21 protein-coding genes are annotated in these 21849 nt (G+C 64.1%); 15 read left to right on the top strand and 6 right to left on the bottom strand.

Features of this window, described 5'->3' with window-relative positions; genetic code table 11:
• Position 1 precedes the first annotated feature (1 nt).
• A complete protein-coding gene (locus tag I6F38_RS00445) occupies positions 2-415 on the bottom strand; it encodes a TadE/TadG family type IV pilus assembly protein (protein ID WP_028333249.1) in 414 nt (137 codons plus the stop codon).
• A 381-nt stretch (positions 416-796) separates the two neighbouring features.
• On the opposite strand from I6F38_RS00445, the gene I6F38_RS00440 reads away from it, so the two are divergent.
• On the top strand, positions 797-1684 hold the full coding sequence (locus I6F38_RS00440; protein ID WP_225158615.1) for a LysR family transcriptional regulator: 888 nt from the start codon (positions 797-799) through the stop codon (positions 1682-1684).
• Between the two features lie 29 nt (positions 1685-1713).
• On the opposite strand, the gene I6F38_RS00435 is transcribed toward I6F38_RS00440, so the two are convergent.
• Together I6F38_RS00435 and I6F38_RS00430 are read right to left on the bottom strand one after the other, a co-directional pair.
• Complete coding sequence (locus tag I6F38_RS00435) at positions 1714-1929, bottom strand: SlyX family protein (protein WP_225158614.1); 216 nt, start codon at positions 1927-1929, stop codon at positions 1714-1716.
• Positions 1922-2713, bottom strand: a complete 792-nt coding sequence (locus tag I6F38_RS00430; protein ID WP_225158613.1) for a rhodanese-related sulfurtransferase — start codon at positions 2711-2713, stop codon at positions 1922-1924. Before I6F38_RS00430 ends, I6F38_RS00435 begins: the two co-directional genes overlap by 8 nt.
• A 181-nt stretch (positions 2714-2894) precedes the next feature.
• On the opposite strand from I6F38_RS00430, the gene ggt reads away from it, so the two are divergent.
• The 3 genes from ggt (at position 2895) to I6F38_RS00415 (ending at position 6239) form a co-directional block, all read left to right on the top strand.
• Positions 2895-4481, top strand: a complete 1587-nt coding sequence (gene ggt, locus I6F38_RS00425; RefSeq protein ID WP_225158612.1) for a gamma-glutamyltransferase — start codon at positions 2895-2897, stop codon at positions 4479-4481.
• 263 nt (positions 4482-4744) lie between these two features.
• Positions 4745-5203 carry an FKBP-type peptidyl-prolyl cis-trans isomerase gene (locus I6F38_RS00420; protein ID WP_092085911.1) on the top strand — a complete coding sequence of 153 codons (459 nt, stop codon included), beginning with the start codon at positions 4745-4747 and terminating at the stop codon, positions 5201-5203.
• A 46-nt stretch (positions 5204-5249) separates the two neighbouring features.
• The gene (locus I6F38_RS00415; protein ID WP_225158611.1) at positions 5250-6239 is read left to right on the top strand and encodes a D-2-hydroxyacid dehydrogenase family protein; all 990 of its coding nucleotides are present in this window, start codon (positions 5250-5252) and stop codon (positions 6237-6239) included.
• Between the two features lie 57 nt (positions 6240-6296).
• Here the strand turns inward: I6F38_RS00415 and I6F38_RS00410 are convergent, their stop codons facing one another.
• Positions 6297-6500, bottom strand: a complete 204-nt coding sequence (locus I6F38_RS00410; protein ID WP_225158610.1) for a CsbD family protein — start codon at positions 6498-6500, stop codon at positions 6297-6299.
• Between the two features lie 146 nt (positions 6501-6646).
• Between I6F38_RS00410 and I6F38_RS00405 the strand changes: the two genes are divergently transcribed.
• On the top strand, positions 6647-7165 hold the full coding sequence (locus I6F38_RS00405; protein WP_028338582.1) for a cupin domain-containing protein: 519 nt from the start codon (positions 6647-6649) through the stop codon (positions 7163-7165).
• 75 nt (positions 7166-7240) lie between these two features.
• On the top strand, positions 7241-7978 hold the full coding sequence (locus tag I6F38_RS00400) for an enoyl-CoA hydratase-related protein (protein WP_225158609.1): 738 nt from the start codon (positions 7241-7243) through the stop codon (positions 7976-7978).
• Between the two features lie 132 nt (positions 7979-8110).
• On the opposite strand, the gene I6F38_RS00395 is transcribed toward I6F38_RS00400, so the two are convergent.
• Positions 8111-9637, bottom strand: coding sequence for an amidohydrolase family protein (locus I6F38_RS00395; RefSeq protein WP_225158608.1), 1527 nt, complete (start codon positions 9635-9637; stop codon positions 8111-8113).
• Between the two features lie 216 nt (positions 9638-9853).
• On the opposite strand from I6F38_RS00395, the gene I6F38_RS00390 reads away from it, so the two are divergent.
• The 4 genes from I6F38_RS00390 (at position 9854) to I6F38_RS00375 (ending at position 13526) form a co-directional block, all read left to right on the top strand.
• Positions 9854-10870, top strand: coding sequence for an alpha/beta fold hydrolase (locus I6F38_RS00390; protein WP_225158607.1), 1017 nt, complete (start codon positions 9854-9856; stop codon positions 10868-10870).
• 106 nt (positions 10871-10976) lie between these two features.
• Entirely contained in the window at positions 10977-11414 is a 438-nt protein-coding gene (locus I6F38_RS00385) for a VOC family protein (protein WP_225158606.1), read from the top strand.
• 29 nt (positions 11415-11443) lie between these two features.
• Positions 11444-11932 carry a VOC family protein gene (locus tag I6F38_RS00380; RefSeq protein WP_225158605.1) on the top strand — a complete coding sequence of 163 codons (489 nt, stop codon included), beginning with the start codon at positions 11444-11446 and terminating at the stop codon, positions 11930-11932.
• A gap of 289 nt (positions 11933-12221) precedes the next feature.
• Complete coding sequence (locus tag I6F38_RS00375) at positions 12222-13526, top strand: phospholipid carrier-dependent glycosyltransferase (protein ID WP_225158604.1); 1305 nt, start codon at positions 12222-12224, stop codon at positions 13524-13526.
• A 62-nt stretch (positions 13527-13588) separates the two neighbouring features.
• Here the strand turns inward: I6F38_RS00375 and I6F38_RS00370 are convergent, their stop codons facing one another.
• Positions 13589-14221 carry an OmpA family protein gene (locus I6F38_RS00370; protein ID WP_225158603.1) on the bottom strand — a complete coding sequence of 211 codons (633 nt, stop codon included), beginning with the start codon at positions 14219-14221 and terminating at the stop codon, positions 13589-13591.
• Between the two features lie 158 nt (positions 14222-14379).
• Here I6F38_RS00370 and I6F38_RS00365 point away from each other — a divergent pair, with 158 nt between their 5' ends.
• The 5 genes from I6F38_RS00365 to I6F38_RS00345 all read left to right on the top strand — a co-directional run bounded on the left by I6F38_RS00365 (position 14380) and on the right by I6F38_RS00345 (position 21836).
• Positions 14380-14622, top strand: a complete 243-nt coding sequence (locus tag I6F38_RS00365; RefSeq protein WP_225158602.1) for a hypothetical protein — start codon at positions 14380-14382, stop codon at positions 14620-14622.
• Between the two features lie 78 nt (positions 14623-14700).
• Complete coding sequence (locus I6F38_RS00360) at positions 14701-15864, top strand: crosslink repair DNA glycosylase YcaQ family protein (RefSeq protein WP_225158601.1); 1164 nt, start codon at positions 14701-14703, stop codon at positions 15862-15864.
• Positions 15865-15996: 132 nt separating this feature from the next.
• Complete coding sequence (locus I6F38_RS00355) at positions 15997-17322, top strand: MFS transporter (protein WP_225158600.1); 1326 nt, start codon at positions 15997-15999, stop codon at positions 17320-17322.
• Positions 17323-17536: 214 nt separating this feature from the next.
• A complete protein-coding gene (locus tag I6F38_RS00350; RefSeq protein ID WP_141340505.1) occupies positions 17537-18643 on the top strand; it encodes an efflux RND transporter periplasmic adaptor subunit in 1107 nt (368 codons plus the stop codon).
• A 55-nt stretch (positions 18644-18698) separates the two neighbouring features.
• Positions 18699-21836: an efflux RND transporter permease subunit gene (locus I6F38_RS00345; protein WP_225158599.1), complete on the top strand. Its 3138-nt coding sequence runs from the start codon at positions 18699-18701 to the stop codon at positions 21834-21836.
• The last annotated feature ends 13 nt before the right edge of the window (positions 21837-21849 follow it).

The raw sequence follows: 21849 nt of genomic DNA, 5'->3' as shown, positions 1-21849 counted from the left end.
CCTAGAATCCCCCGTACTGAATCGCCGCGGAGCGGACGATGGTGCTCGCCGGGGCGGGGACGAAGGGCAGCTTGTAGATGAAGTTGCCGGCCGCGTTGTAGTTGACCGTCACGACGTAGACGTTGGCATTCGATGGAGACGGCGCGGCATTGACCGTGAGATTGCCGGGAACGAGCAATGGATAGGTCGACGCGTTGGCGGTGACGTAGCTCGTCGCGAGGCTGTTGCGTTCGGTGTCGGTCATTCCCGCGATGGATGACCGCGCCGCTTCGGCGGCGAGTTGCTGAACGCCATGCACCATGGCGAGATACGAGCCGAAGACGATGATGCCGAAAATGAAGGCAAGAAACAGCGGCAGCATCAGCGCGAATTCGACGGCGGACGCACCGCTTCTGCAGCGAAAAAACCTGGTCATTGCAACACACCTCGAAACGCCAACTACGACGTCACGTTGCGAGGCTTTGATTAAGGAAAACTATGAAAACGCTTTCACGAATCAGCGGCCGCAATTCAGACTTATCGGGTCAGTGAAGCGTTATGGGGCGATCAGAATATTTGATGCGATATCCGCAAAAACCCGGGGTGTGGTGCGGTTGAGGTGCTGCAGCGTGTGGAGATGTAGTTGTCGGATACCGTGATCTGCGGAGCAATGCACGTAACAATACATATGGCCTGCAATATCAGTGCCTTGGCGGGTAATTGTGGCTAAACGAAAGTGCAACCAAATGTTAGTATAGCCTGATCACATACTGTGGAGATTGGAATTGCGTCCCGTGCTGAGACTGGAGGGCTCGCGATGCATAGACCGCGTCAGCATTTGAATATTCCTACTGAAATCGTTCGCACCGTCGTTGCGATCGCGGAGACGGGCAGCCTGTCGAAAGCCGGGGAGCGTCTCGGCCTCAGCCAGCCGGCGATCAGTTCGCAGGTCAAGCGACTGCAAAGCCTGATTGGTGGCGCGCTCTTCGTCAGAACCGCAAACGGCACCACGACCACCGAGCTCGGCAAGGTCGCCGTGCAGCAGGCGAGGCGCATCCTCGAAGCCAACGATCAACTGCTTCGGCTCGGCGGCAATCATGAAGGACCCCAGCCGTTGCGGCTGGGAATCAGCACGATGCTCGCCGAGGAATTCCTGAAGCTGCATCCCTCCGATGCACTCGCCGACGTTCTGCTGCACGCCGACATGTCACCGGCCGTCATCAGGGGATTGATCGACGGCTACATCGACATCGCGTTCGTCTACAGCAACCCTTCGCAGGAGAACGAAGACGAGGTGACGATCGCCGCCGAAGCCGAGGAGCGGTCGGTGTGGGTGCGATCGCGCGATTTTGTGCTGCGGCCGGGCGCCCCGATCCCGATCCTGGCCTGGCCCGGTGACGACTGGATGATCCGGACGCTCACCAAGCACAACATCACGTACAAGATCGTGTTCAGGAGCCCGAACCACCAGCTGCGACTGGAAGCCGCACGGGCCGGATACGGCCTGACGGCGTGCCCCGAGCGGATGATCCCGTCTTCGCTGATCTCGGCGAAGGACTATTATCTTCCGGAACTTCCTGTGCAGAAGCGCCTGCTGTGCGTTCGCCCTGGTCTCGAAGGCAGCCGCGCCACGGCGATGGTGCAGCGGTTGTCCAGCCTGTTCTTCAGCGGCGCGAAGCCGATGCGTCAGGTGAGCAACATGTAGCCGGTGCTGCCGCGGTCCGGCGGCACCGATCAATAGTGCGGTGGGCGCTCGTTGGCGGGGCCGGGCGCCTGGCGTTCGGCCTCCTGAAGCCGGTCGCGCAACTCGGCGATCTGGCGCGTCAGCGCGTCGATCTGCTTCCATTGTGCCGTGATGGTCTGGTTCAGCGTCTCGATGGCCTCGTCCTGATAGATCAGGCGAACCTCCAGCGCATCGATCCGCTCGCTCAGCTTGGCCGTGTCATTCATGGACGGCAGCCTCGCAGGGGGTACTCGCGCACTCCGCGTCGCTCGAACGCGCACCCGCACGCTCGCGCAGGCCGTGGCCGAGCGCGACACGCTCGTCGAACACAAAACAGTCGCCGCGCCAGCGGCTGTCCTGCTGCGGGGTTTCCTCGAGATATTTCAGGATGCCGCCCTTGAGGTGATAGACCTCGGCAAAACCTTGCGCGAGCAGATAGGCGCTGGCCTTCTCGCAGCGGATGCCGCCGGTGCAGAACATCGCAATCCTGCGGTGTTTCGCCGGATCGAGGTTTCGCGCCGCAAATTCCTTGAATTGTCCAAAGCTCGCGATCCTGGGATCCATCGCGCCTTCGAACGTGCCCATCGCGACCTCGAACGCGTTGCGGGTATCGAGCACCACGATGTCAGGCGCGGCGATCAGCTCGTTCCAGTCGGCGGCATCGACATAGGTGCCGACCTGCCGCGTCGGATCGACCGTGGTGTCGCCGAGCGTGACGATCTCCTTCTTCAGCCGCACCTTGAGCCGCTGGAATGGCATTTGCGCGGCTTCGGAGAACTTCAGCTCGAGATTGTCGAGGCGGCCGCCGAACAGCGGCCCGTGCCTGAGCTCCGCAACGAAGTCATCGATGCCTTGGTCGATGCCGGCAATGGTGCCGTTGATGCCCTCATGGGCGAGCAGCACGCTGCCCTTGAGATTGAGCCCGGCGCAGAACGCGCGCAGCGGCTCGCGCAGCGCGCGGAAGTCCGGCAGCGCGGCGAACTGGTAGAAGGCGGCGACCTTGAAAGGCATCGCCGGGGTTTATCAGGCCGGCCAGGCCGGCGAAACCCGCAAAGCCATGCATTGTCGGGATAATTCCCCTGGCATGCCAGGCATTGCTCAGCCGGGGATGAGTGTGCCATGTACTTTGTACTCCCTTGGCATCATCCGCCGCAGCCGCATCAGACCATCACGATCAAGCGAGCACTCCGTTATGAGGAATTTCCATTTCGCCGGCCGTTCCACGGTCCACGCCCAGAACGCGATGGTGGCGACGTCGCATCCGGAAGCGGCGCTCGCGGCCATCGAGGTGATGCGCGAGGGCGGCACGGCCGCCGACGCGGCGGTTGCAGCCTGCGCGCTGCTCGGCGTCATCGAGCCGCAATCGACCGGCATCGGCGGCGACTGCTTCGCGCTGATCCAGCCGCGGGGAGAAGGCAAGATCACCGCCTATAACGGCAGCGGCCGGGCGCCGATGGCGGCGACCGCCGACTGGTATCTCGAGCGCAAGATCCATTCGGTGCCGCTGACCTCGGCACATGCGGTCAGCATTCCCGGCGCGGTCGATGCCTGGGACGTGATCCTGAAGGACCACGGCAAGTTCGGCTTCGACCGGCTGCTGCAGCCCGCGATCAAGGCAGCCGAAGAGGGCTACGTGGTCGCTCCGCGTATCGCCTTCGACTGGAAGAACGGCTTCGAGAAGCTGAAGAACGGCACCAACACCGAGCGCTATCTGTTGCCGCACGGCAAGCCCGCGGTTGCCGGCGACGTGATCCGCCAGCCCGAGCTCGGCAAGACGCTGCGCGCGATCGCGCAAAAGGGCCGCGACGCCTTCTATAGCGGCGAGATCGCCGCCGACATGGTCGACACGCTGCGCGGCATCGGCGGCCTGCACACGCTCGAGGATTTCGCCGCGCACTCGACCGAGGCGACCTCGCCGATCGGCACGATGTACAAGGGCTACGACGTCTGGCAGTGCCCACCGAACGGCCCCGGCATCACCATGCTGGTCATGCTCAACATCCTGTCGCGCTTCGACCTGACCAAGTTCAAGCCGCTCAGCATCGAGCGCTTCCATCTCGAGGCCGAGGCGGCACGCATCGCCTACATGATGCGCGAGCAGCATATCGGCGATCCCCAGCACGTGCATGTCGACGTTGCCGGCATCCTCGCCAGGGAATTCGCCGAAGAGCACATCAAGAACATCCGGATGGACCGGCTGCTCGAACTGCCGAACGTCGCGCCGCCGATGAATCCGTCGACGGTCTACATCACGGTGGTCGACAAGGATCGCAACGTCTGCTCGTTCATCAATTCGATCGCGCATTCGTTCGGCTCGGCGATCGTCTCCAACAAGACCGGCGTCCTGCTGCAGAACCGCGCCGGCGGCTTCCGCATCCAGCCCGGACATCCGAATTGCATCGCACCGGGCAAGCGTCCGCTGCACACCATCATCCCGGCGCTGGTCACCAGGAACGGCCGTGCGCTGATGCCGTACGGCGTGATGGGCGGGCAGTACCAGCCGGTCGGCCAGACCCGTGTGCTGACCAACATGCTCGACTATGGCTGCGACATTCAGGAAGCCATCGATATGCCGCGCGGCCTGCACTACGAAGGCGTCTACCAGCTCGAGGACTCTGTGCCGGCGGAGATCGTCGAAGGCCTGAAGAAGATCGGTCACAAGACCACCAGCGTGGTCGCGCCGCTCGGCGGCGGGCAGGGCATCTGGATCGATTGGGACAAGGGGACACTGACCGGCGGCTCCGACCCGCGCAAGGACGGCTGCGCGCTCGGCTACTGATTGTCGCGGGCGATCAGAGGCCGGCGGAAACAAGGTGTTGTCGCGGGGATGGTGCTAGTCCTGCCCCGCGGAAGCCCGTCACCGGCATCACCTACTCATATCTGGCGGCGCAATTGATCGGTGATCTCATCGCGGGCGCGTCGTCGCCATTGCTCGGCGATTTTGCGCTGGACCGCGACGGCGGCATGGCCGGTCACTGAAAAATGGCTAGGGATTCGACCCGCACTGGGCTAGAGACGGCCGTCCTTCACGAGAGGTGCAAGATGCGATCTTCCCGACGCACGATCATCAAGACTGCATTCGCCGGCCTTGCGGCGGCAGTCTCCACGTCCGTTGTCAGCGGGACGGCAACGGCCCAAACTGCAGGAAAGCCCATGACCACAGCTTCAGGCCTCCAGATCATCGACAGCACGGTCGGCACCGGCGCCTCGCCGAAGACCGGCCAGACCTGCGTCATGCACTACACCGGCTGGCTCTACGAGAACGGCCAGAAGGGCAAGAAATTCGACTCCTCCGTCGATCGCAACGAGCCGTTCGAGTTTCCGATCGGCCAGGGTCACGTGATCAAGGGCTGGGACGAGGGCGTCGCCACCATGAAGGTCGGCGGCAAGCGCACCCTGATCATCCCGCCGAACCTCGGCTACGGCGCGCGCGGCGCCGGCGGCGTGATCCCGCCGAACGCCACGCTGATGTTCGACGTCGAACTGCTTGGCGTCAAATAAGCTGATGGGCGTCAAGTAACGGGCCCACAACAACAAGGGCGCAGCGATGAAGATCTCGATCCTCGACGATTATTTCGACACGCTGCGCACCCTCGATTGCTACCGCAAGCTCGACGGGTATGACGTCAAGATCTGGAACGATCACGTCCAGGACGTCGATGCACTCGCCGAACGGCTGGGCGATACCGACGCGCTGGTCCTGATCCGCGAGCGAACCCAGATCCGCACGCCGCTGCTCGAACGTCTGCCGAAGCTGAAGCTGATCAGCCAGCGCAGCGTCTATCCGCATATCGACATCGACACCTGCACGCGGCTCGGCATCATCGTGTCGTCGAGCCAGCATGCCGATACGCCGTCCTACGCCACCGCCGAGTTCACCTGGGGCCTGATCCTCGCGGCGATGCGCGCGATCCCGCAACAGATGGCGGCACTCAAGGCCGGCAAGTGGCAGGTCGGCGTCGGTCATACGCTGCGCGGCAAGACGCTCGGCATCTATGGCTACGGTCGCATCGGCGCCGTGGTCGCAGGCTATGGCAAGGCGTTCGGCATGAACGTGCTGGTCTGGGCGCGCGAGCCGGCGATGGCGAAGGCGCGCGCCGACGGCTATGAGACATCAGCCAGCAAGGCGGATTTCTTCGCCCGCTGCGACGTGCTGTCGCTGCATATGCGCTTGGTCGACGCGACGCGCGGCATCGTCACGGCGGAAGACCTCGCGCAAATGAAACAGACCGCGCTGATCGTCAACACCAGCCGCGCGCCGCTGATCGAGCCCGGCGCGCTGGTCAATGCGTTGCGTGCCGGCCGGCCAGGCATGGCCGCGATCGACGTCTACGAGAAGGAGCCGCTGCGCGACACGGCGGACCCGCTGCTCAACATGGACAATGTGGTCTGCACGCCGCATCTCGGCTACGTCTCGCGCGACGAGTACGAAATCCAGTTCACCGACATCTTCGACCAGATATTGGCCTACGCGGCCGGCACGCCGACCAATGTCGTGAACCCGGATGTGCTGGCACATCCGCGCCCGCGCGGCTGAGCAGCGTCGTTCATGCTCGATCGGCCGGCTCGATGGGGCGGCCGTGTCATCTCTCGTTCAGCGAGGCCAGTGAGCCGCTGAGGTCACCCTGCCGACGATCCTCTTGATGCCGCCGAGTGCCTTCTGTCCCTTGCCCTTGGCTTCCAGGATCGCGCCTCGGCCCTGCATCGCCGGAGAGCCGGTGACCTTGCCAAGACGCCGCTTGAACCTGCCGATCGCCTCGTTGGCCGTGCCCTTGATCCTATCGGTCGTGCTACCCATGAAATTACTCCTTCGGAATACGCTGAGGTAACGCGCCGGAACATGGCGATGTTCCGATTCGGCGAGGTTCCGATTTTCCGCTCGCCTGCGCGGCTGCTTTTCGCTAGCGTTCCACGCACGAAATCAGGCCAACGAAAGCAAGAATGATGAGCGGTTCCCACGATCACACCCATTCCCACGACCATCACCATCACGACGACGAGCGCTGGAAGCACGACGGCGTCCGCGTGATTCCCGGCAACCAGCTCGATCCGAACGTGCCGTCGACCGCCGGCATGGACCGCAAGGCCGCGATCAATTTCGCCCGGGTCGGTGCGCAGAAATTGTGGGCGGGCACCGTCAGCATCAAGCCGGACGCCAAGACCGGCGCGCATCATCACGGCCATCTCGAAAGCATCATCTATGTCGTGAAGGGCAAGGCGCGGATGCGCTGGGGCGAGAAGCTGCAGTTCACCGCCGAGGCCGGCCCCGGCGATTTCATCTTCGTGCCGCCCTACGTGCCGCATCAGGAGATCAATGCCAGCCGCGACGAGGTGCTGGAATGCGTGCTGGTGCGCTCCGACGGCGAGGCGGTCGCGATCAACCTCGACATCGAGCCGATCGAGAAGCCGGAGACCGTGCTGTGGGTCGACCCGGTGCACCGCCATCCCGACGAGAAGAAATAGCCGCGACATTTGCGTCGAGATTCCGGATTCACGCTTCGCGTGCCCCGGAATGACAGTCCAGGGGAGGAGGCCAGCATGACGCTCGTGCGTTACGAGAGCGCCGACCACGTCGCGACCATCACGATGGACCGCGTCTCCTCGCACAACGCGCTCAACAATGCGCTGTGCGACGAGCTGCAAAATGCCTGGCGGCGCTTTCGCGACAGCGATGACCGCGTCGCGGTGCTGGCCTCGGCCGAGGAGAAGTATTTCTGTGTCGGCGCTGACGTCCGGGATTTCCCCGCCAATATGTGGCAGGCGGTGCCCGGGCTCGGCGTCGAGCTCGACAAGCCGGTGATCGCGGCGACGTCCGGCTGGGTGGTGGGCGGCGGGTTCGTTCTGGTGCAGATGGCCGACATCTGCGTCGCCTCGGAAACGACGCGGTTCGTCTATCCGGAAGCCAAGATCGGCACCACCGGCGGCGGCGTCTCCTCGGTGCTGGCGCGCATGCCGCACAAGATCGCGATGGAGTTCCTGCTTGTCGGCGAGGAGCTGTCGGCCGAGCGGGCCTACCAGATCGGCTTCGTTAACCGCATCACGCCGCCGGGGCAGCACCTTGCGGCGGCGCTGGAGCTGGCGGCCAAGATCGCGGGCAACGCGCCGCTGGTGGTGCAGGCGCTCAAGAAGCTCGCGCGTGACGCGATGCCGAAGGGGCCGCTGGAGACGGTCGCGGAGGTGCGCCGGCAGCTCGACGCCATCAAGGACAGCGACGACCTCAAGGAAGGCGCCAGGGCGTTCAGCGAGAAGCGCAAGCCGAGGTTTACGGGGAGATGACCCTTTCCGTCATTGCGAGGAGCTCGCGACAAAACTGCAAGCAATTTTGCGCTGAAGCGACGAAGCAATCCATCTGTCCCTGAGCGGAGATATGGATTGCTTCGCTGCGCTCGCAATGACGGGGCCTAACCCCTACGCAAACACCCGGTGATCGATCACACCGTTCGGCACGACATAGCCGTAACGCGTGTTCGACGGCTCCACGCCGGCCTTCTCATACTGCGCCTTCATCATCGCAAATCGATCGCCCTTGAGGTCGAGCATCGCGCGCTTCGGCTGGATGTTGTAGAGCCGGGCGTTGTTGTCGCCGAAGATCGCCGTCTTCACCGGCCCGTCGGCGGGGCCGAGCGGTGCATAGCCGAACTTCTTCTGCATCATCTCGGGGATCTCCAGCCGCCGCAGGCCCTCGATCTGCCATTGCGGCGCGCCGGTCCACAGCGCATCGGTACCCCAGCAGACGTGGTCGACGCCAAGCCCCTTGATCAAGGTCCCCATCAGCGCGGCGCAGACATTGGGCTCGGCGACCAGCGTGGTCGCGAACAATTGCCCGACGTCGCCATAGACATTGTTGACGCCATACTGCGCCGGGATGTCGGCGAGATCCGAGGTCCAGGCGATGCGGCCGGTGCGCTCGAATTCGGCGAGCGCGACCTTCGGATCGCCGCCGACATGGCGATAGGCCGAGTGGTAGATGATGAAGTTGAGCTGCGGCCAGTCCTTGGCGGCCTTTCCTACATCGGCCACGTCGGCGAAGCCGCGCAGATTCGGATACTGTTTCTCGATCCCGGGCGGAAACAGTCCCTTGTGGACGCAGACATTCTTGATGCCCGCCTTCACCATCTTCTCATAACCCTTGTAGGCGACCTTCTCGTCGTCCAGCCGCCAGGGGTAGCGGCTGATCTCCTTGTGGGTGTTGTCGCCGATCGTGTAGCCCTTGCAGGATTCCGGCTTCAGCGCCAATGCGGCGTCGAGCTTGTCGAGCCAGCCGGGCTGCCCGGGCGTGAAGATGGCGTGGCAGAACACGCGCCGCGAGCCGGCCTCGTCGTTCATCTTCTTGCGCGCGTCGGCCATCTGCTCGTTGGTCAGGAACCAGTCCTGCTCGATATGCGACGGCGCCGAGGAGATCAGCGCAATCTTGGTGTCGGAATCGAGAAACATCTCCTTCTTGTAGTTGTCGAACTTGAGATCCTCGATTGTCTGCTCGTGATCGCTGAGCTCCTTGTTCCAGCCGGCCTTGCCGACCGCCCTGCGCATTTCCACAAAACCCATGATGCGGGTGTCGTCGCGCAGGAAATGCGTGTGCATGTCCATGATGAACTGGTCTTTCAGGGAGTTGGCGCGCTCCTGCGCCATCGCGGGTGTCGCGGCCTCCGCCGGCGTCACGGCGAACAGCTCCCCGTAAACCTGGTTCATCGCGACGAAGGAGGCGGCCATGCCGGCCGCGGTCTGGAAGAATCTGCGGCGGTCGAGGCCCTGCTTGCCGCCGAGATCGTCGGCCATCGTGAGCAGCCGCGCCTCGACCTCGCGCTGCCGTTCATTCTGCGGGTCGGGATAGAATTCGTCGCTGGAGACGATCTGGGTCGGGATCGGCGTCTGGTGCTGGCACAGTTCGGAGGGCATCAAGGCGGCAAGTTCTTCGTCGGTGAGGTTGCTGCTCATTCTTCGCTCCCGCTTCTCGCCGGATTTTTCCGGTCGGATCGCCGCGGAGACTAGGACCAAGTCCGCCCGTCGTCCGCGCCGTTTGCCGGAAACCGCATTCACAAAATCGTGCATCGGATTGGCAGACGCGAGATGCGCCCGTCGCGCAACCGGACATGGGCGCTGCTATGCTCGATCGCACCGGATCGGACGAAGAAATCCGGAAGGGAGCGAACCATGATGTCATCCGACCATTCGCAGCGCAGCATGATCAAAGGCATCGGCATTGCAACGGCAGCCGGCGTGCTCGGCGCAGCGTCGGCACAGGCCGCGACCGCGGTTCCTGCCGAAGGAGAAATATGGAGCAACGAATACTGGGCGAAGAAGGGTGACATCCCGTTGTGGATGTTCCGCAAGCGGATCGGTGCGCCGAAGCCGGGCGAGCCGGCGCGGCCGGTGGTGTTCTTCGTGCACGGCTCGTCGGTGACATCAAGGGTGTTCGACCTCACGGTGCCGGGCAAGGGCGAGTATTCGCTGCTGAACACATTTGCCCGCTACGGCTTCGATTGCTGGACCATGGACCACGAGAACTACGGCAAGTCCGGCCGCACGTCGGGCAATGCGGATATTGCAAGCGGCGTCGAGGATCTGAAGGCCGCGGTCGAGGTGATCGCGCGCGAGACCGGGCAGAGCCGATATCACTTCGTCGGCGAATCCTCCGGCGCGCTGCGGGCCGGCGCTTTCGCGATGGCCGCGCCCGAGCGCATCGACCGGCTGGTGTTCGCGGCCTTCACCTACAAGGGCGAGGGTTCGCCGACGCTGGCCAAGCGCGCCGAGCAACTCGCCTATTATCGCAGCCACAACATGCGCGAGCGCGACCGCGACATGATCCGCTCGATCGCGACCCGCGACAGGCCCGGCACGTCGGACCCCGCCGTGGTCGAGCTGCTGGCCGATGTCGAGATGCAGTTCGGCGACCAGATCCCGACCGGCACCTATCTGGACATGACCGCCAATTTGCCGGTCGTGCATCCAGAGAAGGTGCTGGCACCGGTGCTGTTGGTCCGCGGCGAATATGACGGCATCGCCGCGGTTCCGGACCTCGAGGAGTTCTTCAACAAGCTGCCGAACGGCGACCGGCAATTCATCATCCTGCCCGGCACCGCCCATTCGGTGGCGCTTGCCACCAATCGGGAGCTGTTCTGGCATGTGACGCGGGCATTCCTGACCATGCCGACACCGATTGTGACCTGACGTCACCCTGCGGCACGACGCCGCAAGAAAAATCGGCGCGGTGATGTCGGGACGCGGCGAGGCGGTTCGTCCTCGGGGCACAACCCCGCGAAAAGGAGCGCCTTTCATGGCCAAGCCGACAATGATCTTCGTCAACCTGCCGGTCAGCAATCTCGCCCACGCGACCGCCTTCTACGAGGCGATCGGCGCGACCAAGAACGCGCAATTTTCCGACCACACCGCCTCCTGCATGGTGATCTCCGACACGATTCACGTCATGCTGCTGACGCACGACAAGTTCCGCGAATTCACCCCGAAGAAAATTGCCGACACCAAAACCACGAGCGAAGTGCTGATCTGCCTGTCCGCCGACAGCCGCGACGCGGTCGACGGCTACGTCGCCAAGGCGAAGGGCGCGGGCGGCAGCGCCGATCCGTCGCCGCAGCAGGATTACGGCTTCATGTACGGCCGCAGCTTCGAAGATCCCGATGGTCACATCTGGGAAGTGATGTGGATGGATGTCGAGGCGGCGATGAAGGCGCAGTCCGCCGCGGCGACCGCCTGATCGCATCCCGCCATCACGAGGAGCTCAGCATGTCGAAGGTATCTCCCTGCCTGTGGTTCAACGGCGAGGCCGAGGAGGCCGCGAACTTGTACGTCTCGCTGCTGCCCGGTTCGCGGATCGAGACGGTCCAGAAGAATGTCATCGACAGCCCCGGCGGAAAGGCCGGCACGGTGCTGCTGGTCGAATTCACGCTCGCCGGTCAGCGCTTCATGGCGCTGAACGGCGGGATGAGGATGGAGCATACCCACGCGGTCTCGTTCGCGATCGACTGCGTCGACCAGGCCGAGGTCGATCGCCTGTGGGACGCGTTGCTCGCGGCCGGCGGCACCGCCGAGCAGTGTGGCTGGCTGCGCGATCGCTACGGCGTCGCTTGGCAGATCGTGCCGGCGGCGGTCCGCCAATATCTCGGCGGGCCCGACGCCGCCGGCGCCGCGCGTGTGATGCAGGCCGTGCTCGGGATGATCAAGCTCGATATCGAAGGCCTGCGCCGGGCCTATGAGGGCAAGTCCGCGGCGTGAGGTAGGGCCTCGCTGGCATCGCCCGGCTCGCCGTCTACGCTAAAGCTTCGGCGAGCCAGGGATTCGTGCCTCGTCGAAGCCTTGGCGTAGACGGGACCGGGCGATCCAGCATTCCAGAGATTTCGGTGCTCGGCCGACGGGCCGCGACGTACTGGATGCCCCGCATGAAAGCGGGGCATGACAGTATGGGCACGCTGGTTCCGTCACATGACCGTGGCGACGGATCGCGGATGCAGTCGATATTGTATAATTGTGGCAAGCTGCGTTCCTCTCGCACCGTGCTTGCCCTTTGAACATCGCATACAAATCTCCCTCTGTTCTGTGGCGTCCCGCCGCGCGCACGGCGATCGTCGCGGCAATCGTCTTCATCGTCGCCCATGTCGTGCTGCTGCTCGGGATCACGGCGCCGGACAAGCTCTATTTCGACGAGGTGCACTATGTGCCGGCGGCGCGGCAGATGCTGCTGCCGGTGCGCGAGGGCCCGATCCTCAATCCGATGCATCCGCCGCTTGCCAAGGAGATCATCGCCCTCTCGATCAAGGCATTCGGCGACGTGCCGCTCGGATGGCGCTATCCCGCGGCGCTGTTCGGTGCGCTGGCACTGGTCGGCGTCTATCTCGGCGGGCTTGCGCTGTTCGCGTCGCAGCAACGCGCGATTGCCGCCGTGCTGCTCGCCTTCTTCAACCAGATGCTGTTCGTGCAGTCGCGGATCGCGATGCTGGATATTTTCGCGCTCGCCTTCGGCCTGTTCGCGATCGCTACGTTCGTCCACGGCTTCAGGCAAAAGCAGCCGCAATCCGCCTTTGCGCTGGCGGGGCTGTTCGCGGGGCTTGCCAGTGCCTGCAAATGGAGCGGGTTGTTCGTGCTCGCGACCTGCATCGCGATCGTCGCTGCGATCCGCTTGATGCAGGGCTGGCGCACGCGCTTTGCCGACGCCAATGCGGAGGATTGGTACCGGCCGGAGCTGTGGCCGGATTTTCGTGTTCCGCATTTCATGGTCTGCTTCGTGCTGATCCCGGCGGCCGTCTATCTCGCGACCTTCGTGCCGCTCTGCGGCCTCTCGTTCACGGATATCATCGAGGCGCAGCGCCGCATCTTTGCCGACAACACCACGGCCGCCATCGCGGGCCACACCTATATGAGCTCATGGCCGTCCTGGCCGTTCCTGGTGCGCCCTGTCTGGTACCTGTTCGAGAAGGTCGGCGATGACAGGTTCGCCGCGATCGTGCTCCTCGGCAACCCGTTGGTGCTGTGGCCGGCATTGATCGCGCTGATCATTGCGCTGCGCGACTGGATCGTCGGGCGCGGCCGTGATGCATTTCTCGTGCTGGCGTTCTACCTCGGCCCGTATCTCGCCTGGGCGCTGCTGCCGCGCACGCTCGGTTTCATCTATTACTATCTCCCCGCGGCGACCACCGCGAGCTTCGTGCTGGTCTACGCCTTGACGCGCAAGGGTGCGCCGCGCTGGCTGCTGTGGGCGTTCGTTGCGGTTGGATGCGCAGGGTTTGTTGCGATGCTGCCGGTCACGGCTGCTGTCATCGAGACGTCGATGGCGACGTTCAACCGGTTGATGCTGTTTCAGGGCTGGATATGACGGTCTTTGAAGCAAAGTGATCCGCCTGCCGGGCGTGGCAGGCGGATCGAGGCTGCGGGAGATTACTGCGAGGCGGTCTTGGTATCCATGTTGACGACCTGCACGCGTCGATTGGTCGGGTCCATCGGCGCGCTCGGGTCCTTCGGCCGGGTCTTGCCGTAGCCGACCGTCACGAGATCCGAGCCGTTCAGGCCGTAATGCTCGACCAGATATTTCTTGATGGTGTCGGCGCGGCGCTCCGACAGGTCTTGGTTATAGGCCTCGCCGCCGATCGCGTCGGTGTGGCCGGCGACGACGAAGGTCGAGCCCTTCATGCTGGCATCGGACAGTGCCTTGCCGAGCTCCTGCACCGCCTGGGTCGAGCCCTTGCTGATGTCGGCCGAGTTGTAGTCGAAGTGGATTTCCAGATCGATCTTCGGCTTGTTCGCCGCGATGTCGGCGATCTCCTGGCGTTCAACGCGCGACAACGAACGGGTCTGCCGGTTGCGGACGGTGTTGAGGAAGCTTGCCTCCTTGGCGGAAGCCGCGAGGTCGACCTGCGTGCCGGCGGAAAGGCCGCGGGTGGCCGACTTCGGCTTCAGCGCATTGAGAATCTGTGCGGCCGGAACGGCCTCGCTGCCGGCCAGTGCGACGCCCGCCGTCATCGACAGCGCGGCGCCGATTGTCAGAAAAGACAAGGAAAAAGAGCGGATCATGGTTTTCGTCCTCAAATGTCGGGCTAGCCAATCCGGCTTGCTGTCGTTTTGATGCTGGAAGAATAGGACCGGTTCAAAGCCCGGAATGTGATCTGGGTCACGGTTGGGTGTGCCGCCCCGCCTTGCGCCAGACAGGGCAGGCGGGAAGCGAGGACATCATGGCCAACGTCAATCGTGTCCTCCGCTCGATCAATGACGAAGACGCCTCGCGCGGCGTCGATATCTTCCTTCGCCCGGACGGCAGCATCGGCTTCGAGGAATATCGGCGGGACGTCGAAGATGGCCGTGGCTGGTTTCCGGTCGGCGGGCATTCGTCCCGCATCTTCCATGGAGAAAGCGCCGCGCTCGCGGCGGCGATCGGGGACGTTCCGTGGTTGCGGCGGGTCGTCGGATCGACGTAGCCGTTCCGAATGATGCGGAGCTGATTTCCGCCGCGCGGCTCTCCACAGCTGCGCGAATCTCACTACATTGCTGGGGCAATGTCCCGCGCCGCCGAACCCCTTTCGTTGAACAATGCTGCCGCCCGCCATATCTGGCTGCGCGCGCAGCGGCTCGATACCCAGGTGCCGTTCGGCGAGGGGGCGTCAGCGGTGGCGGCCGCCGTCGATCATCTCGGCTATGTGCAGATCGACACCATCAACGTGATCGAGCGCTGCCATCACCACATCCTGTTCAGCCGCATTCCGGACTACCGCCGCGCCGACCTCAAGCAGGCGCAGAGCCGGGACAAGAGCGTGTTCGAGTACTGGACGCACGCGCTGTCCTACATTCCGTCCAAGGACATCGGCATCTTCCTGCCGGCGATGAAGGCGCACAAGCGCGAGGGCCACAAATGGTTCTCGTCGGTGACCCCGGCGGACACGCGCAAGGTGCTGCGGCTGCTGCGTGCCGGTCCGCTGACCATCCGTGACATCGATGACGACGTGCTGACCGAGAAGGAGCATCTCTGGCAGAGCCGCAAGCCCTCCAAGCGCGCGCTGCAGCTCGCCTTCTATGGCGGCGTGGTCACGATCAGCGAGCGCGCCGGCATGCTGAAGACCTATGAGTTGATGACCCGGCACTTCGGCTGGGACAAGCCGCCGAAGCCGGCCCCGGCCTCGGCCCGGACCGCCTATCTGCTCGACCGCGCGCTGCGCTCGCAGGGCATCGTCAGCCTGGATTCGATCTGCCATCTCGACGCGCCGAGCAAGAAGGCGGTGCACAGCCTGATCGAGGCGCGCCTGCGCCGCAAGGAACTGGTCCAGGTCGCGCTGGAAGGCGCCGGCAAGCAGGAGCATTGGGCGCGGCCCGAGGTGCTGGACGCGACCGGCGAGGGTGATCCCACCCTGGTTCACATCCTTTCGCCGTTCGATCCGCTGATCATCCAGCGCAAGCGCACCGAGCTGTTCTTCGGCTATGGCCACCGTTTCGAGGCCTATGTGCCGAAGGAGAAGCGCCTGTTCGGCTATTTCGCGCTGCCCGTGCTGGTCGGCGACGACATCGTCGCCGCCCTCGACCTCAAGACCGACCGGCAGAACAAGAAGCTCCTGATGCAGAAATGGAGCTGGGTCGGCAACGGCAAGAAGCAGGCGGCACGCAAGGAGCTGAAGCGCCGCATCGAGGAAGAGCTCGACCGCTTCGAGCGCTTCCAGCTGGCTGAATAGGGCTGGCTCGCAATGACGCCGTGCACAAAACGCACAGGTTTCCCGTTTGCGCTGTGAGCTATGAGTTTTTGCCATTGCTCAAAGCGGAGCCAGCCAATAATCCTCACGGCAAGCAACACCCGGGGAAAGCTCATGAGCCAGACAGCAACCATCGCGCCCGATCGCGGCGTCCGCAGCGAGATCGAGACGTCGACGATCCGCGCGATCTCCTGGCGGCTGATCCCGTTCCTGATCCTGGCCTACTTCTTCTCCTATCTCGACCGCGTCAATCTCGGTTTCGCTGCGCTCACCATGAACAGCGAGTTGAAGTTCTCGCCGGTGGTGTTCTCGTTCGGCGCCGGCATTTTCTTCATCGGCTATTTCATCTTCGAGGTGCCGAGCAATCTGGCGCTGGAGCGGTTCGGCGCCCGCAAGTGGATCGCCCGCATCATGGTGAGTTGGGGCATCCTCTCGGCGTTGATGGCGGCGGTCTATGACGAGCACAGCTTCTACGCGCTGCGCTTCTTCCTCGGCGTCGCCGAGGCCGGCTTCTTCCCCGGCATCATCCTCTATCTGACCTACTGGTATCCGGCCGAGTATCGTGCGCGCTTCCTCGCCGCCTTCGCGCTCGCGGTGCCGATTTCGACCGTGATCGGCGCGCCGATCTCCGGCCTGTTGCTCGGCCTCGACGGCGTGATGGGCTTGAAGGGCTGGCAGTGGCTGTTCGTCATCGAGGGCATTCCCTCGGTGCTGCTCGGCATCGTCACCTGGTTCTATCTGACCGACCGGCCGGAGAAGGCCGAGTGGCTCTCGGCCGAGCAGAAGGCGTGGCTCAAGGCGAAGCTCGACGCCGAGGTCGCGGCCAAGCAGGCGGCGAAGCATTTCACGCTGGGCGAGGCGCTGTCCTCGCCGAAGGTGCTGGCGCTCAGCGCGATCTATTTCGGCTTCGTCGCCTCGCTCTACGGCATGCAGTTCTGGCTGCCGCAGATCGTCAAGGCGTTCGGTCTCACCAACGCGCAGACCGGCTTCGTCACCGCAATTCCCTATCTGTTTGGCACGATCGCGATGATCCTGTGGGCGCGCCGTTCCGATGCCACCCGCGAGCGCGTGTTCCATGTCGGCGCGCCGCTGCTGCTGACCGCGCTGGCGCTCGCGGTCTCCAGCTACATCACCGATCCGGTCATGACGATGGTGGTGCTGACGGTCGCCGCGATCGGCGTGTTCTGCACCTTCGCGGTGTTCTGGACGCTGCCGACCGCCTGGCTCTCCGGCACCGCCGCCGCCGGCGCGATCGCGCTGATCAACTCGATCGGCAACCTCGCCGGTTTCGGCGGGCCCTATCTGATCGGCTGGGTCAAGGAAGCCACCGGCAGCACGTCGACCGGGCTGCTGGTGCTGTCGCTGCTGCCGCTCGCGGCGGGCCTGCTGGTTTTCCTCGGTAGCCACGAGACCAAGACCGAGTTCGCCGGCGCGAAGTAGCTCGCCCTCAAATCACGTGCTCCCGTAGCCCGGATGGAGCCAACGGGGCGCGCGTTCGCGCGACCCGTTGGCTTCATCCGGGCTACGCATTTTCCGAACTCCGCACCCGCCAAATCCGACCCCGCTCACGAATTGGTTATTACTGACGAATATTGACATTTATCAGTGATAAATCGATACTCTTCATCAGTCGTCAGCCCGATGGAGATTTCAGATGTTCGTTCGTTCCGTTTTCTCGAGCTATTACAGGCTCTTGACGGGAGCATCATTGGCTTTCGCGGTGTTCGCGCTGACAGGCTGCAATGAAAAGGCGGCCGAAAACGCCGATCCGGGACGCCCCGTTCTGGTGGCGACCGTCCATTATGAAGCTGAAACCCCTGAGCGCAGCTTTGTCGGCACCATCAAGCCCCGTATCGAAGCCGATATGGGCTTTCGGGTCGCCGGCAAGGTGGCCAAGCGGCTGGTCGAGGTCGGACAGACAGTCGACGTCGACCAGCCCTTGGCCACCCTCGACGAGGTCGACCTGAAGCTGCAGGCCGAGCAGGCGGAGGCGGAATTCCGCGCCGCCACCGGCGTGCTGGCGCAGGCCGCCGCCGCCGAGCAGCGCGCCAAGGATCTGAAGGCCAAGGGCTGGACCACCGACGCGGCGCTCGATTCCGCCAAGGCCGCCGGCGACGAAGCCCGCGCCCGGCTGAACCGCGCCGAGCGCTCGGTCGAGCTGACCAGGAATTCCCTCTCTTATGCAACGCTGGTGGCCGACACCCGGGGTGTCGTCACAGCGACCATGATCGAGCCCGGCCAGGTGGTTGCCGCGGGCCAGGCTTCGATCCGTGTCGCCCGACTTGGCGAGAAGGAAGCTGTCGTCGCGATCCCAGAGACGCTTCTTGCTCGTGCCAGGTCGGGCGTAGCCACGGTGACGCTGTGGTCGGATGCCAAGAAGAGCTATGCGGCCAGGCTGCGCGAGGTGGCGCCGCAGGCCGATCCCGCCACCCGCACCTATCTCGCAAAATTCTCGCTGCCGGACGCGGACGAGGCGGTTTCGCTCGGCATGACCGCGACGCTGACGCTCGCCGACAAGGCGAGCGAGCGGGTGGCCAAGTTGCCGCTGTCGGCGCTGTACAGCCAGGGCGGCGATCCCTCGCTCTACATCGTCGACGACAAGGGCGACATCGCGCTGAAGCCGGTCAAGGTGAAGGCCTATGAGAGCAACAACGTCGTCATCTCCGGCGGCGTCGACGATGGCGCCAAGGTGGTCGCCCTCGGTGTGCAGAAACTCGATCCGAGCCAGAAGGTGCGGGTCGTGTCGTCGCTGTCGTTCTAACCCTCGCATAGCAGCGGAAACGGTTCTGGGACTGGTCTAGAACTTGGAGAGTTCGATGAAGCGCTTCAACCTTTCGGCCTGGGCGGTCAGCCATCCGACGCTGGTCCTGTTCCTGATGATCATCCTCGCCGCCGCCGGCTTCTTCTCCTATGAGAAGCTCGGCCGCGCCGAGGATCCGTTCTTCACCGTCAAGGTGGTGAACGTCTCGGTGATGTGGCCGGGCGCGACTTCGCAGGAAATGCAGATGCAGGTCGCCGATCCCATCGAGAAGAAACTGCAGGAGCTGCCGTTCTTCGACAAGGTGCAGACCTATTCCAAGCCGGGATTCACGGCGATGCAGGTCTCCTTCAAGGATTCGACCTCGCCGAAGGACGTGCCCTATCTCTTCTATCTGTTGCGCAAGAAGCTGGTCGATGTGCAGGGCGAGCTGCCCTCCGGCATCCTCGGTCCCGTCGTCAACGACGAATTCTCCGACGTCGATTCGATCCTCTATATGATGACCGGCGACGGCGCCAATTATGCGCAGCTCAAGAAGGTCGCGGAGGGTTTTCGCCAGCGCCTGCTGAAGGTGCCCGGCGTCACCAAGATCGATCTGTACGGCACCCAGGACGAGCGTATTTTCGTCGAGTTCTCGCATGCCAAGCTGGCGACGCTCGGCATCACGCCGCAGGCGCTGTTCGACTCGCTCGCCAAGCAGAATAACGTCACCCCGGCCGGCACCGTCGAGAGCTCATCGCAGCGCGTGCCGCTGCGCGTCACCGGCGCGCTTGACGGCGTCAAGGCGGTTGCCGAGACGCCGGTCGAGAGCAACGGCCGCGTGTTCCGGCTCGGCGATATCGCGACCGTAAGCCACGGCTATGTCGATCCGCCGAGCTTCAAGGTGCGTCAGGAAGGCAAGCCGGCGCTCGGCATCGGCGTCGTCACCGCCAAGGGCGCCAACATCCTCGAGCTCGGCAAGGAGGTCCAGAAGGCGACCGCCGAGTTCCTGAAGGCGGTGCCGCAGGGCGTCGATGTCCAGCAGATCGCCGACCAGCCCAAGGTGGTCGAGCACGCCGTCGGCGAGTTCGTGCACTCCTTCGTCGAGGCGCTCGCGATCGTGCTGTTCGTCTCCTTTGTCGCACTCGGCTGGCGCACCGGCATCGTGGTCGCGCTGTCGGTTCCGCTGGTGCTCGGCATCGTCTTCATCGTGATGAACGCAATGTCGCTCGACCTGCACCGCATCACGCTCGGCGCGCTGATCATTGCGCTCGGCCTTCTGGTCGACGACGCCATCATCGCGGTCGAGATGATGGTGGTGAAGATGGAGCAGGGCTGGGACCGCATGAAGGCGGCGTCCTTTGCCTGGGAATCCACCGCGTTTCCGATGCTCACGGGAACGCTGGTCACGGCCGCTGGCTTCCTCCCCATCGGCTTTGCCAATTCTGCGGTCGGCGAATATGCCGGCGGCATCTTCTGGATCGTGGCGATCTCGCTGGTCGCCTCCTGGTTCGTCGCGGTGATCTTCACGCCCTATATCGGCGTCAAGCTGTTGCCCAATATCAAGGTGCACCAGAACCACGATCCGCACGCGATCTACGAGACGCGGATGTATCGCGGCCTGCGCAGCGTCGTGCAGTGGTGCGTCGATCACCGTATCAAGGTGGTGGCGGCGACCGTCGGCGTCTTCGTTGCTTCCATCGTTGCGTTCGGCCACGTCCAGCAGCAGTTCTTCCCGCTGTCGGAGCGGCCCGAGTTGTTCCTGCAGCTGCGTCTGCCCGAGGGCACCGCCTTCAACGTCACCGAGAAGGCGGTGAAGCAGGCCGAAGGGCTGTTGAAGGCCGATGACGACATCCAGACCTACACCGCCTATGTCGGCCAGGGCTCGCCGCGCTTCTGGCTCGGCCTCAACCCGCAGCTGCCGAACGAGGCCTTTGCCGAGATCGTGATCCTCGCCAAGAACGTCGAGGCGCGCGAGCGCGTCAAGGCCAAGATCGAGCAGGCTGCCGCCGACGGCGCTTTGAACGAGGCGCGGGTCCGGGTCGACCGCTTCAATTTCGGTCCGCCGGTCGGCTTCCCGGTCCAGTTCCGCGTGATCGGCCCCGATGCCAACAAGGTGCGCGACATCGCCTACCAGGTGCGCGACGTCATGCGCCAGAACAAGAACGTCAAGGACGTCCAGCTCGACTGGAACGAGCAGTCGCCCTATCTGAAGCTCGCCGTCGACCAGGATCGGGCGCGTGCGCTCGGCCTGACCCCGCAGGACGTCTCGCAGGCGCTGGCGATGCTGATCTCGGGCGCGCCGGTCACCACGATCCGCGACGGCATCGAGAAGGTCGGCGTGGTCGCCCGCGCGGTGCCGTCCGAGCGGCTCGATCTCGGCCGCGTCGGCGATCTCACCATCACCACGCGTAACGGCGTCGCTGTCCCGCTGCAGCAGATTGCCAAGATCGAATATGCGCATGAGGAGCCGATCCTGTGGCGGCGCAACCGCGACATGGCGATCACCGTGCGCTCCGACGTCGTCGACGGCGTGCAGGCGCCCGACGTCACCAACCAGATCTCGCCGAAGCTGAAGGACATCCAGGCCCATCTCGAGCCGGCCTACCGGATCGAGCCGGGCGGGGCGTTCGAGGAATCCGCCAAGGGCAATGCGTCGATCTTCATCCTCTTCCCCGTGATGGTGATGGTGATGCTGACGCTGCTGATGATCCAGCTGCAGAGCTTCTCGCGCCTGTTCCTGGTGTTCCTGACCGCGCCGCTCGGCATCGTCGGCGCCTCGCTGGGGCTCAACGTCGCCAACCAGCCGTTCGGCTTCGTGGCGCTGCTCGGCCTGATCGCGCTCGCCGGCATGATCATGCGCAACGCCGTGATCCTGGTCGACCAGATCGAGAGCGACGTGGCGTCCGGCCTGACCCGGCGCGAGGCGATCGTCGAAGCCACCGTCCGGCGCGCCCGGCCGGTGGTGCTGACGGCCCTGGCCGCCATCCTCGCCATGATCCCGCTGTCGCGCTCGGCGTTCTGGGGCCCGATGGCGATCACCATCATGGGCGGTTTGTTTGTTGCGACTTTCCTGACCTTGCTGTATCTGCCGGGCCTTTACGCCCTCTGGTTCCGCAAGTCCCTCGAGGAGAGCGGCTCCGAGCAAACCGATACTGCGCCGCAGCATGCCGGCGATGCGCAACGCGCATTTCCGCTTGCTGAGGCGGCCGAATAATTGAAGATTGAGC

The sequence above is a fragment of the Bradyrhizobium sp. BRP56 genome (genome assembly GCF_020194035.1).
GTDB classification, from domain to species: Bacteria; Pseudomonadota; Alphaproteobacteria; order Rhizobiales; family Xanthobacteraceae; genus Bradyrhizobium; species Bradyrhizobium australafricanum.
The sequence above is the reverse complement of the archived record's forward strand: the minus strand, read 5'-3'. Positions and strand labels throughout refer to the sequence as shown.